We start from the raw sequence: 16,593 nt of genomic DNA on the forward strand, positions 1-16,593 counted from the left end.
TTGACGTACTGGTTGGTTCGTTCAGTTTTCAAAGATCAAAAGTTTTCGTTTGCCGCTTCAAAACAGCGACTTAATAATCATATCATTGTGACTCGTTTAAGTCAACAACTTTTTTAAATGATTTTTTGCTTGCCGTTTCCGGCTTGCCGCTCTGTCTTAATGCGACAAGTAATAATATACCACGCTGAAATAATGTTGGCAACACCTTTTGCATATTTTTTTAATTTTATAGTTTCATAGAAGTATCACTGATGTTTAAAAGGCTGAAATCCCCCTTTAAACAAGTGAAGAGCCAGGGGAATCTCCCTGACTCTTCCTATATTATAATATCCATAGATGAATCGCTGTTAAGGATATTACCCCCGGAACTCCTAATAAAGCTGAAGCAATAGCTGTAAAACCGTTGATAGGAATGTGTAATCCAAATTGTGCTCCAAATAAATTAATGAAAAACAACAAAATCACTGCAATAATTAAACGTGTTACTGCCTGCCCCACCCATTTTATAGGGGCAGAAGGCAAACCTATAATGAGAAGAAAAGGGATGGTCAGCCCTAATAATAGAATAACGAGCACCGGATCCATAAAAAAACCCCCTGTCCAATTATGATTCTCTACAATCTATGAGTCTGGACAGGGGGTTATGAGTAGAACAGTTAAGAAAGTGCATTGAGACCGCGGTGGCGAGCTTCCCTAAGAAGATATAAGTATTTCGATTTAGTAAGGGCGAGTTCTTTCAAACTTTCTTCGGTTGGTTCAATACTTTGGTCAATAATACTGTTCAGGTTTTCCCATTCCTTTTTTAATTGCCTAATGTTCATGAGGAGCTGCTGGTCCATATCTTTAGCTCTTCTTTTTTTTCTACGAAACATGGCAACCACCTTCATCACAGTTCTCTTCTTCCTTCAAGAGCCTTGGACAAGGTTACTTCATCTGCATATTCCAAGTCTCCTCCTACCGGAAGTCCATGAGCAATTCTTGTCATACGTATTCCAGAAGGCTTAACTAACCGGGATATATACATCGCTGTAGCTTCTCCCTCTATATTCGGATTGGTAGCGAGAATTAATTCTTCAATCCCCTCATCTTTTAACCGATTAATGAGACTTTCTACATTAATATCTTCAGGCCCAATGCCATCCATAGGAGAAATAGCTCCATGCAGCACATGGTATTTTCCGCCGAATTCTCTCATCTTCTCCATGGCTATGACATCTTTAGGATCCTGAACTACGCAGATAAGGGTTTGATCTCTGGATTCATCCTGGCAGATCGAACAAGGGTCCTGGTCTGTAATATGACCGCAAGTAGAGCAGTGTGTAAGCTCTCGTTTTGCATTTACTAATGACTTCGCGAAATCCAGCACGTCATCTTCTTCCATTTCTAAGACAAAAAAAGCCAGACGGACAGCCGTCTTAGGGCCGATCCCTGGCAGCTTTGTAAAACTGTCGATCAGTTTTGATATCGGTTCAGGATAATACATGAATACTCCTCCTAGAACATTCCTCCAGGCATACCTTTCGTGAATTCACCCATTGTATCGTTGGTTTTATCATCCACTTGTTTAATAACATCGTTGGTTGCCGTAATAATCAAATCCTGAAGCATTTCTACATCGTCAGGATCGACCACTTCTTCGTTGATAGAAATGTCCGTAATTTCTTTTTTACCATTAGCTGTTACTTTAACCATTCCTCCGCCTGCAGAAGACTCAAACGTCATCTCATAGAGCTCTTCCTGAGCTTTCATCATTTTCTTCTGCATTTTCTGCATTTGCTTCATCATATTGTTCATGTTTCCTCCACCACGCATGGCAATTCCTCCTTAAATATAATCAACTTAGTCTTGTATTTCTATTAAATCATCACCAACAAGCTTGCGTGCCTCTGAGACAAGGGGGTCCTCTTCTTGAGAAGATTCTCCTTCTGTCTCCACACCTTCCTCATTTCCTTCGCCCGGTGCCGCTTTTTGCTTTTGCACAAATTCTTCCCGGACTTCCTGCCAGTTGGCCTCAGGAATAGGAATGATGGCTAACGGCTTCCCTGTAAATTCTGTGAGCAGGGGTTCAATCGTTTTCTGATGCTCAAGTGCTAAAGAACAGTGAATATCGTACCTGAATGCTAATACGAGCGCTTTAGGAGAGGCAGCTCTTGGTTTACTGTTCAACAATGTGGCATGAGCTGGAGCGTTACTTTGTTTTAAAGCTTCCATAAAGTCCGCCCACCGGTTTTGGACCTTCTTAATTTCTTCTTTAGATGCTTCATTTAAAACTTGCCGGATTCGCTCATATGGAACATTATAACTTCTCCTGCCGGATTTTGCAGGTGTGCGCTTTGGTTTTTGAGGAGTCTGCTCCTGCTGAGACTGTACTCCTTTTTGCTTAAGTGAACTTAATTCCTTCTCAAGTTCATTCAGTTTCTTTGAGAGTTCCCTGACGCTTTCAGAATCCTGAACAGGGGCAGAGGCAGGTGCCGCTTCCGGTTTTACTTCTACCATATTAAGTAGAGCAATCTCTATGAATACTTTTGGACTTGTGGTCCATTTCATTTCTTGCTGACACTGGTTCAGTTCACGGATCGCCTGCTGTATCCAATAAGCGGAAAGTTCTCCGGATAATTTACGAAATGTATCATCGGGTATCGCTCGTTCTAAGTTATGCGCCAAATCTGGAGCACTTTGAAAAAGCAGGATGTCCCTCAAATAGTAGATTAAATCAAAAACGAAGCGTCCAGGATCCTTCCCTTGCTGAATTAAATCATCCACAGCTTCTAACGCATCTTTTACTTCATGGTCATGCAGCGCCTGAACGACCTCTGCCAGTCTGCCTTGAGATACCGCTCCTGTAACGGCAAGCACATCTTCAATCGTTACTTCCTCTTCACTATAAGAGACAGCTTGGTCAAGCAGACTTAAGGCGTCCCTCATTCCGCCTTCCGCCGTAAGAGCTACGATCTCTAATGCTTCTTCAGCAATTGAGATCTGTTCGGAAGCTGTTATTCCTTGCATACGTTCAACCATCGCTTTTTGTGAAATCCGTTTAAAATCGAAACGCTGACAGCGCGATATGATCGTTAAAGGAATTTTATGGGGTTCTGTTGTTGCTAAAATAAATATGACATGCTGAGGAGGTTCTTCCAATGTCTTTAGCAGCGCATTAAAAGCTCCCATGGAAAGCATGTGAACTTCATCAATAATATATACTTTGTAAGTTACCGCACTGGGGGCATATTTGACCTTATCCCGGATCTCCCGAATTTGCTCCACTCCGTTGTTAGAAGCGGCGTCAATTTCAATGACATCGGATATGGATCCATCTTGTATGCCTAGACATGCTGAACATTCATTGCACGGTTCCTTGGCAGGGGAACGTTCGCAGTTAACCGCTTTAGCAAAAATCTTCGCAGCACTGGTCTTTCCTGTACCACGAGGCCCTGAGAATAAATAAGCATGAGAAAACTTATCCTGCTCAATGGCATTTTGCAATGTGCGTGTAATATGAGTTTGTCCAACCACATCTTCGAAGTTTTTCGGGCGCCAGACACGATACAAAGCCTGATAGCTCATATAACCGTTCTCCCTTTTTAGTCTCTTCTCCATTATACCTGATTGGAGGTTTGAATGTGAACCTTAGACATTTGAGTGTTTAAGATATTTCCTATATAAAAAGGCTCTATTAACTCTCAGTGTTGATCTTGCAGTTAAGCTCCCATTACTTGAAGACTCAGTTTCGAGACTTTTGAGAGAATTAGGTCCTGCGGGGGACGATTTCGCTTTCCGGCCCTGCACGATGCAGGGTCGATCGACCCTACTTCGTGTAGGGCCGCAGAAAAGCGAGTTGTTTCCGTAGCCAGACCCTCTCTATATCAGCAACGGACCTAAGATATCTCGAAACTGAGTCTTACAGTAACCGGCCCTTTAGTTTAATAAGTCCCTTTTGAAATAACATAACCACGTTTAACAGAACCTATAAAAAAAGCTGTTATGACATAGTATCATAACAGCTTTCTGGGTAGTTCTTTATGTAATGCCGTGCACCCACCTTCGATGGCGAGGCCCCAAGCGTTACTCATGGTTGTGGCTCTATCCAGGCACTCCCGCGGCACACGAGATGATCAGCTTACTGCTGCTTCCTTCCGGACCTGACAGGGTTCACTGGTTCTCGTTGCGCAGGACCTGAATGTCAACACCACTCACATGAGGCAGGCCTTGAGACCTTGCCACCTCGGGTGGGAATTCGGCCTCGCTATAGCGGATTGCGAGTATAGGGCACCGCTACCTCCCCGCTTAGCACGACATTACTATTATATCGAGCCATGACGAATAATGCAATCCTTTTTTAAAAATAATTATAAACTGGATTTATTCTTTTTCTGAGAACGGATTTTCCGAAAGAAATCAGTCAGCATCTGGCCACATATATCCTCCATTAAGCCAGGGACCACCTCTGAGCGGTGGTTAAAACGCTCATCTTCTAACAAATTCATCAAAGTTCCTGCACATCCGGCCTTGGGGTCTTTAGCTCCATAAACCACTCTCGGTATCCGTGACTGTAAAATGGCACCTGTACACATCGGGCAAGGCTCAAGGGTGACGTAGAGGGTACAATCTTCCAGACGCCAACTGCCGATGACTCCGTTTGCCCGCTCAATTGCAATAAATTCTGCGTGGGAAGAAGCTAACTGAGAACTTTCTCTTTGATTATATCCGCGGGCAATCACTTCATCATGATGAACGATCACAGCTCCAATTGGGACCTCTCCCTCAGCTTCAGCTTTTTTAGCTTCTTTTATAGCTAATTGCATATAGTGTTCATCGTTATTCATAGAGCTCTCCTTCTAAAAATGTAAGTGTTATTCCCCTTTTCCTTCTCATACATTTATAAAGATGAGAAAGGAGTGATCTAAATGCAGATCCACGTGGTCCAATCAGGGGAGTCTGTATTTTCGATAGCTAACCTCTATGATAGTACGCCAAATGCGATCATTGATGCAAACGAACTGGAAACTCCGGGTGATCTGGTTGTAGGGCAGGCCATCGTGGTCCCTATTGTTGGTCAGTTTTATTTTGTCCAGCCCGGCGACAGTTTATATTCCATTGCCAGGCGGTTTGGCACAACAGCTGAAGAACTCGCTCGAGTTAACAACCTACAAGTGAACCAGCCTCTTCAGCCAGGTTTCCGTTTGTACATTCCGGAACAACCGCCTGTTAACATCTCAACAAATGCTTATATTGAACCCTTCGGCGGAGAAGTGTCGGATACTTTACAATCATCTGCAGAAAACCGGGCACCTTTACTTTCTTACTTAGCACCATTCAGTTATGAAATTCAGCCTGATGGCTCGCTGAAAGCCCCTCCTCTGGATGATTTTAAAGCGATTGCTGATAACAATGACGCGTCTTTAATGATGGTCGTCACCAATCTAGCTGAAGATGGATTCAGCGCAGAATTAGGCCGGACGATTTTAACGAATGAGGATCTGCAAAATACTTTGCTCGATAATATTATCCAGACGACCCGTGAAATCGGATTTCGTGACGTTCATTTTGATATGGAATTTCTGCCTCCGGAATTAAAAGAAAATTATAACCAGTTTCTAAGAAAAGCGAAAGAGCGTCTATCGGCCGAGGGGCTTCTTATGTCTACAGCCCTTGCTCCTAAAACGAGTGCCGATCAACAAGGCCTGTGGTATGAAGCACATGATTACAAAGCACATGGGGAAATTGCAGATTTTGTGGTGCTGATGACATATGAATGGGGCTACAGTGGGGGACCTCCTCGAGCGGTATCACCTATAGGACCTGTTACAGAAGTCGTCGATTACGCTTTGACCGAAATGCCTGCTGATAAAATTTTGTTAGGTCAGAATCTATACGGCTATGATTGGACTCTGCCTTATGAACCAGGAGGAGAGTTCGCCAAAGCTGTAAGCCCGCAAAGAGCCATTCAGATTGCACGGGAAAATAATGTGAATATATCTTATGATCAGGAAGAACAAGCTCCCTTTTTCACTTATACAGATACGTCTGGAAGTGAACATGAAGTATGGTTTGAAGACGCAAGGTCAATTCAACAAAAGTTCGACCTTATTAAAAATCGAGGATTAAGAGGAATCAGCTATTGGAAACTGGGACTATCCTTTCCACAAAATTGGCTGCTCCTAAGTAGTCAATTTAATGTAGAAAAAAACCAATAATTATTTCCGCTCCAGACAGGGATCAGAGATGTCTTAGGCTGTCTGAAAGCGGAATTTAAAAGCTTACTTTAATCAGAAGGAACAAAAGCAACCACTCTATGGTTGATTTCTGTCTGATGGTAAGCTTCTTTTAATCCTTTCTTCTCAATATCCTCCTTTGAAACCATACGGTAAGGAATCTGTACTTCAAATGAATACTCGAGAGGAAAAGGTCTTAAAGATACCTGTTTTTCGTCTATCCAATGCGGCATGATGCCACCAGGAGCAAAATCGAAGGACTGCCTGAATCCATTTTTAAACCAGGATACTTCCTCTTCCTTAGAAATACCAGGCTCCTGCATGCAGATATACAGAGAAAGGTCATCACAAAATTGCAGCCTTTCAAAATGGAGCTGATAAATATCCTTAGGAATATCCCTTTTCATTGCCTGGTAAAGGTTCTTTTGTCTCTCCTTTTCATCCGCTAAAAAATCACGAATCTCAGGATCCTCACTATCCTCCGAAAAAAAAGATTGATAGTGCATGCTGCAGAGCATCCCAGCATACAGAGACTGATCAGCAGCCTCCTCGATACCTCGCTGATAAGCCTCAAGTTTCTCAGTGAGGGGATAGTCTATAAACGAGTAAGGTCTATTTTTTTCTTCATTCCATATTGGGTCTTTATCCAGAGGAATCCACGCGCGGTCATGCTGGGAAACCGCCCAGTCCGCTTCTTCTCTAAGTTTGGAACGGAGCAAAAAATCTTTCTTCCAGTTTCGTACGATCTGCCCCGAAATCTTAGCGTGTTCATGTTGTTCAATCATTAAAAAATGGTGTTTCTGTTCATTAACAATCATCGACTTCCTCCTTCATCTCTCACTTATGTACAGCTGTTTGTTAGTGCTATACTCTTAACAGAGGTGATCTAAATGAAATTCCCCGTAAAAAAGAATCCCATTCTTATCCTGTTCGTTTTAGCTTTAATACCTCTTGGCATAATTGGACTATTTACAGAAGGCCTTGCCGAAGGGTGGGTCGGTCTTATCATCATGGTTGTTGTCTCCATCCCTCTACTATGGGCACTCATCCGTTCTTACCACGAAATCACCGAAGAGTCATTGATCGTAACGTTTGGCCCTATTATTAAAACCATTCCCCTATCGGAAATTCAATCTGTTACCTACACGTACAATCCCCTCTCCAGTCCAGCCTGGACCTTTAAAAGAATCGCAATCACCCAGTCTCATTATAAAACGATTTTAATTTCAGTACCACAAGATGATAAAAAATTCAAAAAATTGTTGGAAGCTAAATGTCCTTTGGCAAAAATTGAGTTGCCTGTCTATAGAAAATAAGTCACGAGGAAGAGATCCTCGTGACTTATTCTTTAAGGTGATACGATATTTATTTTAGGAGTTTGAGGGATTCTCGATTAAATGCCGGGATATCATCCGGATTACGGCTTGTAACCAGCTGGTTCCCGCAAACCACAACTTCTTTATCTTCGAAGTCTACTCCTGCATACTCCATATCTACAGCAATAGATTTGAAACCTGTAGCTTTACGGCCTTCCAGGGACTTAGCAGTAATTAAAAGCTGCGGACCATGGCAGATCGCAAAGACAGGTTTTTTCTCATCCATGAAATGTTTAGCGAATTTGACGAACTTTTCATCTCCACGTAATTGATCGGGTGAGAATCCACCGGGAATCAATAGGGCATCAAAATCTTCCGGCTTCACATCATCGACAGAAGCGTCAATTTTAACAGTAGCATCGCCCTGCTTACCTGTTACTTCTTTTCCGGCTTCCCATTCTATAGTGGTCACTTCATGACCTTCACGTTTAAACTCATCTACGGGTTTAGTGTACTCTACATCTTCAAACATAGATGTTACGACACAAGCGATTTTACTCATATTCAATCATCTCCTTGAATGACATAGTTAATTTTTAACACATAGGATGTCTTCCCGTATGGGGTAAAGTTAAACCTGTCCGACTTCAAAAAAATGGATAATCAACCTTCGAAATCTTTCATGGAAAACTGCTGAAAAGTGTTGTCCTGCTGATTTTTATATACCGTTCTGCCTGCGATGGTATTGATAATATGGACGTTACGATGCACAGATAGTCCAAGGTTTGTTGCTCCCGCTCCGTGCGAATGGACCAGGTTGGTTAACGTGAAAAAATGGTGATTGCGGTTATCGTTAAAGACCAGCTGATAATCCCTTGTAACCTTAAATACGTTTTCCCCTTCCCATTCAATGGCGTCCTTAAAACGATTCATAAACCATGATGGAATATGAGGCTTGTATCCAAGAGCCAATACTACTTTTTCGGAATGATACGTATAATCGACATCTTCCTGCCATTGCTTACAAGACAGTTCATACCCGTCTTCCACAGCTTCAATTCCCTGAACTTCCGTCATAGGCTGGATAAGAACCCGACTGTCTCTTTGACCGGCTGTCCGGTGGTACAATTTCGTATAAAGCTGAGTTAATGTTTGTGGATCAATTCCATTCCGAAGCGGCTTCAATGTTTCTAATGTCTGCTCCCGCTGCTCAAAGCTCAAGTTATGAAAATAATCAACATAGGATGGGGTGAAAGCCTCTTGAGCAAATTTAGCTTTATCTAAAGAAAACAACCCCCCTGACCTTGTTAGCAAGGTCAACTTCATGTCCTGGCGTTCCTGCTCCTCTAATAAATCAAGGAACACTTCAACGGCACTTTGACCGGATCCTACCACCGTTACATGCTTTGCTTTAAGCAGGTTTTGTTTTTCGAACAAATATCTGCTGGTGTGAAGAACATCTTCATTCGGTAGATCCTCCATACCGTCTAATACGAGAGGTTCGTTTCCTGTTCCCAGAACGACATGTTTCGATTTCACGTATTTTCTTTCACCTGTTGCTTTCTCTTCTACAATCACTTCGTAATGCGGATGCTCGGCATCTTTCTTATCCATAATGTCAAGCACCGTATGTCCGAAGTACAAAGAACCGAGCTGATTCGCTACCCATTGCATATAATCGTTGTATTCCTGTCTTGGGACTTCGAAATGACGGTGGAAAAAGAATGGGAACATCCGGTCATGCTCATATAAGTAGTTCATAAATGTATAAGGGCTTTTTGGATCAGCAAACGTTGCCAAATCAGCGAGAAATGGAACTTGTAAATCCATTTTTTCGATTAACATACCCGGGTGCCATATAAATTCAGGAGTTCTCTCAAAAAATACCGCCTCTATATCGTCTGTCTGATCTGCCAATGCGGCCAGTCCAAGATTGTACGGACCAATGCCAATGCCAATCAAATCATATATTTGTTCATCCATATAATCACTTCCTCTGTAACCATCACTTTACCCTATGATGATTGGTTTGATTCTTTCCAAAGCTGCTCCATAAAGATAACTAAAACTGTTCCTACTAATAAACCATTACTCATTAAGTTTTGCACAATACCCGGAAGTCCCTGGAATACTTCAGTGGGCAGAAACATTAATCCTATTCCTAATAGAAAGGAGACACATAAAATCGTTAATCGTCTTTCATCCAGGTTTTCACTCGCAATATTACTCAGCCCAAGTCCCATTAATTGAACAAACGTTGCTAATAAAGCAGCGTTTGCCACAGGCGAAGGAATGCCGGAAATAAAGGCGACCAGGGGTGGAAAGAATGCGATGACGACCATCATCATAGAAGCGTATAAAAAAGGTCGCTTCCTCTTTTGCCCTGTCAAATTAATAAAGCCTGACGAGGAAGCAAGCGGAACATTCGCAATGGATGAAAACATAGCGGAGACCCCGTGGGTAACTCCTAAAAAACTACTTCCTTGATTGATTTGATTGTATGTAAAAGTCGGCTTTCCATAAATAGAATGGCTGACAGCCACAACCGAGGCTACGATATTGGACAAAAGAATGACAGCTGTTATAAAAGCAAGAGGAATCACATTCCATTCAAAAACAGGGGGGCCCCAGGCCAGCCATTCCGGAACGGAAAATGCCCCAAGGTTTCCCGTATCCTTCGGAGAAGTTCCAATTATGGCTTCATATACAAGCCAGCCGGCTCCAATCCCGAGCAGAACAGCATAACTCCTCAACCATCCTTTTCCGAATATAGACAATCCTAATACTAATAAAAACGTAAGAAAAGCTACAGCTGCCGGACCCACATGGATGGACTCAACCTCCTGCTGAATTCCTAACATTCCCCTCAAAAAAGTACCGCTCAATTGAACGGTAAGTAAAAACAAAAAAGCACCGGTTACGAGAGGTGTAAACACAAATAAAACCCGGTGAGCCAAGCGGAAAACACCGAATATTAAAAGAAAGCCCCCTGTCCATAACATAGCTGCCTGCAGGGTTTGGAGAGTTTCCATATAACTTTTTCCAGCTTCGGCACCCGAGTAGGCCATGACAGCAAATATACTAATCCATAATCCAGCTGGTCCTTCCATAATAGGCAGCCTGTGGCCAAACATTCCCTGTAAGAAAGAGGTTACGCCAACTACAAAAAAAGTGCGCTGCATTAAACCAGCAACTTCCGCAAAATTCAAATTAAAAATTGATCCGATAACGATAGGGAGTGCCACTGCACTTGCCAGTAGAAACACAAACCACTGAGAGGTCTCAAGGGCTGTCCCTGTAGGAGAATTAGGTCGTTCATTCATAGGTACACCTGCATTTTCTATTCAATCATTTTCCTTTAATTTCTTCTATTATACTAACATAGCGTTTCGCTGAATGTCTTAACCGATGCTCTGTGTTTCACGTGAAACACGTTTCTGCATATCTTCAGAAAAAAAGGTGCACACAGAACTCTGTGCGCACCTTGATCATCAGGATTATTTTTCTATTCTTCTAAAGTTGAAGTATCACCGGTAGGCAGCCCAAGCTCCCAGGATTTCAGTAAACGGCGCATAATTTTACCACTGCGCGTTTTAGGGATTGTATCCTTAATTTCAATCTCTCTAGGGGCAGCGTGAGCGCTTAGTCCTTTTTTAACGAATTGACGAATATCTTCAAGTAAATCATCTGATTCTTCATATCCGTCTCGAAGTGTTACAAAAGCTTTAATGATTTCACCACGTTCAGGGTCAGGCTTTCCAATAACCCCTGCCTCCGCTACGGCTTCATGCTCAATCAATTTACTTTCTACTTCAAATGGACCAACGCGTTCTCCGGAAGTATTAATTACATCATCCAGACGTCCCTGGAACCAGAAGTATCCTTCTTCGTCCTGATAAGCACTGTCCCCAGATACGTACCAGCCGTTTAAGAAGTAACTTTCAAACTTCCCTGGATTATTCCAGATGCCACGCATCATGGATGGCCAGCCTTCTTTAATAGCAAGGTTACCCATTTGATTAGGAGGCAGTTCATTCCCTTCATTATCTACGATAGCCGCAACAATGCCCGGGAATGGTTTACCCATTGAGCCTGGACGTATATCCATAGCCGGATAGTTACAGATCAGCATCGCTCCGGTTTCAGTCATCCACCACGTATCATGGATGCGCAGGTCAAAGGCTTTAAGACCCCAGGTAATAACTTCTGGGTTTAGTGGTTCTCCTACACTTAATACATGTCTCAATGTAGAAAGATCGTGTTTAGCAGCGACCTCTTCTCCTGCGCTTAATAGTTTACGAAAAGCTGTTGGAGCTGAATACCAGACTGTAATGTTTTGCTCTGCAATCGTTCCATACCAGTCATCCGCACTGAACCTTCCCCCGCGGATCACGTTTGTTACACCATTTAGCCACGGAGCAAATATGCCGTAACTTGTACCCGTTACCCAGCCAGGGTCAGCTGTGCACCAGTAAATATCATCCTCTTTCAGATCAAGAACCCATTTTCCTGTCTGATAGTGCTGGATCATGGCATTGTGAACATGATAAACGCCTTTTGGCTTTCCTGTAGATCCAGAAGTATAGTGAAGGAGCATGCCGTCCTCGAGGTCTAACCATTCGATATCAAATTCTTCAGAAGCCTGATCCATTTCTTCTTCGAAAGAGATGTAGTTGCCAGGAGCATCTCCTCCAACGAGCACTATTTGCTTCAAGTTGGGCAGATCTTCGACTGGAACCCTGTCTAGAAGATCCGGAGTTGTAACAAGCATGGTTGCTTCACTGTCCTCCAGACGATCTCTTACCGCTTGTTCCATAAACGCCTCAAATAATGGACCTGCAATGGCCCCGATTTTAAGTATTCCAAAGAAAGCAGCATAGAATTCGGGACTTCTGTGCATAAACAGGAATACACGGTCGCCTTTTTCTATATTATGTTTTTTTAATACGTTCGCAAATTGATTACTCTTTACTTTTAAATCTTCAAACGTCAATTTTTCTTCACGTTCAGGTGATGTATAGATTAAAGCTGCCTGATTTTTCTTCTGTGGATCTTCTGCATGTTTATCAATCGCTTCATAAGCGATATTTACATTTCCAGTCTTACTCCATGTGAAATTACTTTTCACATCATCCCAATTGAATTGTTCGTACGTTTCTTTGTAGTTTTCCAAGTTGTGGTTGCCTGATCGAGCTGGTATTGGTTGCATGTCCATAAGATCACCTCATTAGATTGTTTTTTGTAACCGTTTTCTCAAAAAGGGGTAAGAAAACCCTGAAAATTCAAATCAGAGTTTCTTAGATGTTTTCTGAATATTTCATGATTTATTTACTATTCTAGGTTACTTCCATCTATTTTTAAAGTGTTATGCCCAAGAATTTACATAAAAAAGCCGGGAATACGACTGAAATTGACAGTTTTAAAAGGGATTTATATAATAAAAACAGTGTTAGAGCCTATAAAAATAGAGGTTTCTTAGCCACCCCCTCTATAAAAAACTAAGGAAGCTGAAGAACCAAGCCGCAGCCCTTAGGGTTGCGGCTTTAATAATGGAATTAACTTCCACCTCAGGTCATCCAAAAAATGGATGACCTGAGGTGGCCACTATATTTTTGCTAGGAGTGTTTATAATGCCTGGACGTAATGAAGACGATTTAAACCTTTCTCTGCTCGGAAATCAAGGAACGGCCTATTCCTTTGAATATGATCCGGAGGTACTGGAAACCTTTGAGAACCAGCATCCAAACCGTGATTATTTTGTGAAATTTAATTGCCCTGAATTTACGACCCTCTGCCCCAAAACCGGTCAGCCGGACTTTGCCACTGTTTACATCAGCTATATTCCCGACCGTCTAATGGTGGAAAGTAAGTCATTAAAATTATATTTGTTCAGTTTCCGCAATCATGGCGACTTTCATGAGGACAGCATGAACACCATTATGAATGATTTGATTCAGCTTATGGACCCACGTTATATAGAAGTATGGGGGAAATTCACGCCAAGAGGAGGAATTTCCATTGATCCTTACTGTAACTATGGGAAGCCCTCTACTAAATTCGAACAGATGGCCGATCACCGCTTGATGAATCATGATCTCTATCCGGAAAAGATTGATAATCGGTAACGGTAAAAAGGGGGAAGTCTAGATGAGTGAAAAAGATGTCATCGCACGAACCAGTTCGCCAAATACAATTGACTCATTGACTAAAGATTTATATAAATTAGGGGTAAAACCCGGCGATACGCTGCTTGTTCATGTTTCTATGAAGTCCCTGGGCTGGGTCAGCGGCGGCCCGCAGGCCGTTATTCAAGCCTTAATGGACGCCCTTACAAGTGAAGGTACACTGGTTATTCAAACGCATTCTCCTACTTTGTCTGATCCTGCTGAATGGCAGAATCCTCCCGTTCCTGAACACTGGCACGAGACGATTCGCCAGACCATGCCAGCTTATGATCCTGAGAAAACCCCTTCTACTTATTTAGGAGTCATTCCTGAATTATTCCGGAAGTTTCCGAATGTCCACCGAAGTCAACATCCCGCCTTTTCTATTTCAGCCTGGGGTAAGAATGCCAGCGAGATTACTAGTGAACATCCTTTAGATTATTCATTAAGTGATCATTCTCCACTCGGCAAAACTTATCAATTAGATGCAAAGGTGCTTTTATTAGGTACAGGTTATGACACCAATACCTGTTTTCATTTATCAGAATACCGGTCAGGTACTCGTAAACTGAAAGAAAATGGAGCTCCTCTTCAAGTAGAAGAGGCTGCAAAATGGACTGTTTATAAAGATATTGAGTTTGATGATGATTCATTTGAAGAGATAGGAGAGCACTTTGAGAAAGAAAGAATGGTTGTTACCGGAAAAATTGGACAGGCTCACTCCAAATTGTTTTCCATGCCTGAAGCGGTGGATTATGCCGCAGAGTGGTTGAAAAAGAAAGATCATTAAAAAAAGGGTGCCGACTCCGGCACCCTTTCGTTTTTTATTTTTTATCATTTTTATATTGCATATAAGCGACCTGCGTGACAAGGAAGTCTTCCATTCCATGTTTTCCATCAGCCCCGCCAAGGCCTGACTTACGCATACCTGCGTGATACCCTTGCACTTCTTCAAAGTTCTCACGGTTCACATACGTTTCGCCGAATTTCAGTTCATTGACTACGCGCATAGCTTCATTTAAATCATCAGTGTAGACGGAAGAGGATAGACCATATTCCGTATCATTTCCTTTTTCGATAGCCTCATCGAGTGTGTTGAAGGTAGTGATTGGAATAACCGGACCAAATATTTCTTCCTGCATAATCGTCATGTCATGCGTGACATTGGTTAATATCGTTGGTTTATAAAAATAGCCTTGATCCTGATCGCCGCGTTCGCCGCCAGTTTCCACTTTTGCACCTTCGTCTACGGCTTGTTTTACCATACTTTCCACTTCTTCCAGACGATCCTGGCTCACAAGTGGACCTACATCAGCATCTTTATTCTCACGAGGGTTGGCGAGTGTGCAGGATTCAAATTTACTTTTAAGCTGTTCAATTAACTCTTCTGCTTTACTTTCGTGCACATAAACTCGTTCGGCGTTCGTACATGCCTGACCATTATTGGCAAGTCTTGAAGTCAGAATGCTTTCTACAGCAATATCAAGATCTGCATTGGCCGTTACAATAGCAGGCGCTTTGCCACCTAGCTCAAGATTGACCTTGGTAATATTTTGAGCGGCTGCTTCCATGACCTTCGTACCGGCCCCAACGCTTCCGGTCATCGAGATCATGTGTACATTTTTGTGAGACGCTAACGTATTACCGATTTCTGATCCTGTGCCTGTAATCAAGTTATATACGCCTTTTGGTATTTCTTCCATGCCATCAATGATTTTTGTAAATTCCATAGCTGTGTTCGGGGTCTGCTGACTCGGCTTCAGTACAATTGTACAGCCTGTCACAAGAGCGGTAGCTACTTTCCTTGCCAAAATAAACATAGGGAAATTCCAAGGTACAATCCCGGCTACCACCCCGATAGGTTTTTTATAAATGAATATATTTTCATTCGGACGGTCACTTGGAACGACGTCCCCTTCAATTCTTCTCGCCCATTCGGACATATAACGGAAATAATCTATCGCTAAATCAATTTCTCCGCTGGCCAGTTCATAATCTTTTCCTTGCTCTTCCTGTAAAAGATCAATGAATTTCTCGCGATTTTCTTCGATTTGATCGCCAAGCTTTCGTACAATCTTTCCTCGTTCGATATTTGGGGTAAGTTCCCACTCTTTTTGAGCACCAGCAGCAGCGCTTACGGCACTCTCTACATCATTTTTAGTGCCTTTAGGTATTTGAGAAATAACTTGTTCGGTTGCTGGATTAAGAACTTTAATCCATTCATTGCCTTCAGATTCTATATATTGACCATTAATATATAATTGATGTGTCTGCAAGATGATAACCTCCTGATTCGGTATTTATCCAATGCATTCCACCTGTTTACAAATTATAAACAAGCAGATATGTTATCCTTGAAGGTTTAGTAAAAGGGGTATGAACCCTGAGCGATAAGAAAGGAAGGAAAACAATGAAAAAACAAAATCAAATGTTTATCATTCTAGGACTTGTAGGTATTGGCAACATCATCGCATCTATTATTTTACTGTTCACGATTCAAGATCCGTTGGTATCCATGGTTTTATTCGTGTCTGGAATATTCCTCATTATTGGAGGCTATGCAGACCGTAAAGAACGTATAAAGCAGTCAAAACGTAAAGGGTAAGCTAATTTTCCATTAAAAAAAGCCCTGAAATACAGGACTTTATTTCCACTCCAGTATGTAACCTTTCACTGTTTTCTTCCCCTCTTCCCCGCTGTTTTGTACCGCTTCAAAGTAAGGGTATTCGTTGTCTAAGTGATACTGTATGGTCTCCGGTTGCAGATAAAGCTTGTACTCGAGATCATTCACCTTATGCAAAGTTATATCGGGTACAGTGGTTTGATCACCTTCATCTTCCACGAGAAGGATATCAATGTGATCAAAACCATTGGTAATTAAACGATCTTTTAGATTCATAT

At 42.1% G+C, this 16,593-nt stretch carries 18 protein-coding genes and 1 other RNA gene; 5 read left to right on the forward strand and 14 right to left on the reverse strand.

Annotated elements, in window-relative coordinates:
* Nucleotides 1-321: 321 nt before the first annotated feature.
* From ACTWP7_RS10260 to tadA, 7 genes are all read right to left on the reverse strand, one after another.
* Complete coding sequence (locus tag ACTWP7_RS10260; RefSeq protein WP_089754231.1) at nt 322-585, reverse strand: pro-sigmaK processing inhibitor BofA family protein; 264 nt, start codon at nt 583-585, stop codon at nt 322-324.
* 71 nt (nt 586-656) lie between these two features.
* Nucleotides 657-872, reverse strand: a complete 216-nt coding sequence (locus tag ACTWP7_RS10265) for a YaaL family protein (protein WP_443123103.1) — start codon at nt 870-872, stop codon at nt 657-659.
* 14 nt (nt 873-886) lie between these two features.
* A complete protein-coding gene (gene recR, locus ACTWP7_RS10270; protein ID WP_014641334.1) occupies nt 887-1,483 on the reverse strand; it encodes a recombination mediator RecR in 597 nt (198 codons plus the stop codon).
* Between the two features lie 11 nt (nt 1,484-1,494).
* Entirely contained in the window at nt 1,495-1,812 is a 318-nt protein-coding gene (locus ACTWP7_RS10275) for a YbaB/EbfC family nucleoid-associated protein (protein WP_014641333.1), read from the reverse strand.
* Between the two features lie 27 nt (nt 1,813-1,839).
* Nucleotides 1,840-3,564 (reverse strand): DNA polymerase III subunit gamma/tau, encoded by a 1,725-nt coding sequence (gene dnaX / locus ACTWP7_RS10280; protein WP_443123104.1) that lies wholly within the window; start codon nt 3,562-3,564, stop codon nt 1,840-1,842.
* Nucleotides 3,565-4,027: 463 nt separating this feature from the next.
* Nucleotides 4,028-4,293, reverse strand: an RNA gene (ffs, locus tag ACTWP7_RS10285) — signal recognition particle sRNA large type.
* Between the two features lie 53 nt (nt 4,294-4,346).
* A complete protein-coding gene (gene tadA, locus ACTWP7_RS10290; RefSeq protein ID WP_443123105.1) occupies nt 4,347-4,823 on the reverse strand; it encodes a tRNA adenosine(34) deaminase TadA in 477 nt (158 codons plus the stop codon).
* Nucleotides 4,824-4,904: 81 nt separating this feature from the next.
* Here tadA and ACTWP7_RS10295 point away from each other — a divergent pair, with 81 nt between their 5' ends.
* On the forward strand, nt 4,905-6,194 hold the full coding sequence (locus tag ACTWP7_RS10295; protein WP_443123106.1) for a LysM peptidoglycan-binding domain-containing protein: 1,290 nt from the start codon (nt 4,905-4,907) through the stop codon (nt 6,192-6,194).
* A gap of 68 nt (nt 6,195-6,262) precedes the next feature.
* On the opposite strand, the gene ACTWP7_RS10300 is transcribed toward ACTWP7_RS10295, so the two are convergent.
* Complete coding sequence (locus tag ACTWP7_RS10300; protein ID WP_443123107.1) at nt 6,263-7,030, reverse strand: DUF3891 family protein; 768 nt, start codon at nt 7,028-7,030, stop codon at nt 6,263-6,265.
* Between the two features lie 72 nt (nt 7,031-7,102).
* On the opposite strand from ACTWP7_RS10300, the gene ACTWP7_RS10305 reads away from it, so the two are divergent.
* A complete protein-coding gene (locus tag ACTWP7_RS10305) occupies nt 7,103-7,528 on the forward strand; it encodes a PH domain-containing protein (protein WP_443123108.1) in 426 nt (141 codons plus the stop codon).
* Between the two features lie 49 nt (nt 7,529-7,577).
* Here the strand turns inward: ACTWP7_RS10305 and ACTWP7_RS10310 are convergent, their stop codons facing one another.
* The 4 genes from ACTWP7_RS10310 to acsA form a co-directional block, all read right to left on the reverse strand.
* Nucleotides 7,578-8,090, reverse strand: coding sequence for a type 1 glutamine amidotransferase domain-containing protein (locus ACTWP7_RS10310; RefSeq protein WP_443123109.1), 513 nt, complete (start codon nt 8,088-8,090; stop codon nt 7,578-7,580).
* A 101-nt stretch (nt 8,091-8,191) separates the two neighbouring features.
* Entirely contained in the window at nt 8,192-9,511 is a 1,320-nt protein-coding gene (locus ACTWP7_RS10315) for a lysine N(6)-hydroxylase/L-ornithine N(5)-oxygenase family protein (RefSeq protein ID WP_443123110.1), read from the reverse strand.
* A gap of 32 nt (nt 9,512-9,543) precedes the next feature.
* The gene (locus ACTWP7_RS10320; protein WP_443123111.1) at nt 9,544-10,851 is read right to left on the reverse strand and encodes a purine/pyrimidine permease; all 1,308 of its coding nucleotides are present in this window, start codon (nt 10,849-10,851) and stop codon (nt 9,544-9,546) included.
* A 182-nt stretch (nt 10,852-11,033) separates the two neighbouring features.
* Nucleotides 11,034-12,743 carry an acetate--CoA ligase gene (gene acsA / locus ACTWP7_RS10325; protein WP_443123112.1) on the reverse strand — a complete coding sequence of 570 codons (1,710 nt, stop codon included), beginning with the start codon at nt 12,741-12,743 and terminating at the stop codon, nt 11,034-11,036.
* Between the two features lie 415 nt (nt 12,744-13,158).
* Here acsA and queF point away from each other — a divergent pair, with 415 nt between their 5' ends.
* Nucleotides 13,159-13,653 (forward strand): preQ(1) synthase, encoded by a 495-nt coding sequence (gene queF, locus ACTWP7_RS10330; protein ID WP_014641323.1) that lies wholly within the window; start codon nt 13,159-13,161, stop codon nt 13,651-13,653.
* Between the two features lie 22 nt (nt 13,654-13,675).
* A complete protein-coding gene (locus ACTWP7_RS10335) occupies nt 13,676-14,482 on the forward strand; it encodes an aminoglycoside N(3)-acetyltransferase (RefSeq protein ID WP_443123113.1) in 807 nt (268 codons plus the stop codon).
* A 34-nt stretch (nt 14,483-14,516) separates the two neighbouring features.
* Here ACTWP7_RS10335 and aldA read toward each other — a convergent pair whose 3' ends face one another.
* Nucleotides 14,517-15,968 carry an aldehyde dehydrogenase gene (aldA, locus tag ACTWP7_RS10340; RefSeq protein WP_443123114.1) on the reverse strand — a complete coding sequence of 484 codons (1,452 nt, stop codon included), beginning with the start codon at nt 15,966-15,968 and terminating at the stop codon, nt 14,517-14,519.
* A 134-nt stretch (nt 15,969-16,102) separates the two neighbouring features.
* Here aldA and ACTWP7_RS10345 point away from each other — a divergent pair, with 134 nt between their 5' ends.
* A complete protein-coding gene (locus ACTWP7_RS10345; RefSeq protein ID WP_014641320.1) occupies nt 16,103-16,297 on the forward strand; it encodes a hypothetical protein in 195 nt (64 codons plus the stop codon).
* 39 nt (nt 16,298-16,336) lie between these two features.
* On the opposite strand, the gene ACTWP7_RS10350 is transcribed toward ACTWP7_RS10345, so the two are convergent.
* Complete coding sequence (locus tag ACTWP7_RS10350; protein ID WP_014641319.1) at nt 16,337-16,591, reverse strand: hypothetical protein; 255 nt, start codon at nt 16,589-16,591, stop codon at nt 16,337-16,339.
* Nucleotides 16,592-16,593: the final 2 nt, after the last annotated feature.

The sequence above is a fragment of the Halobacillus sp. B29 genome (assembly GCF_052246755.1).
GTDB lineage: Bacteria > Bacillota > Bacilli > Bacillales > Halobacillaceae > Halobacillus > Halobacillus halophilus.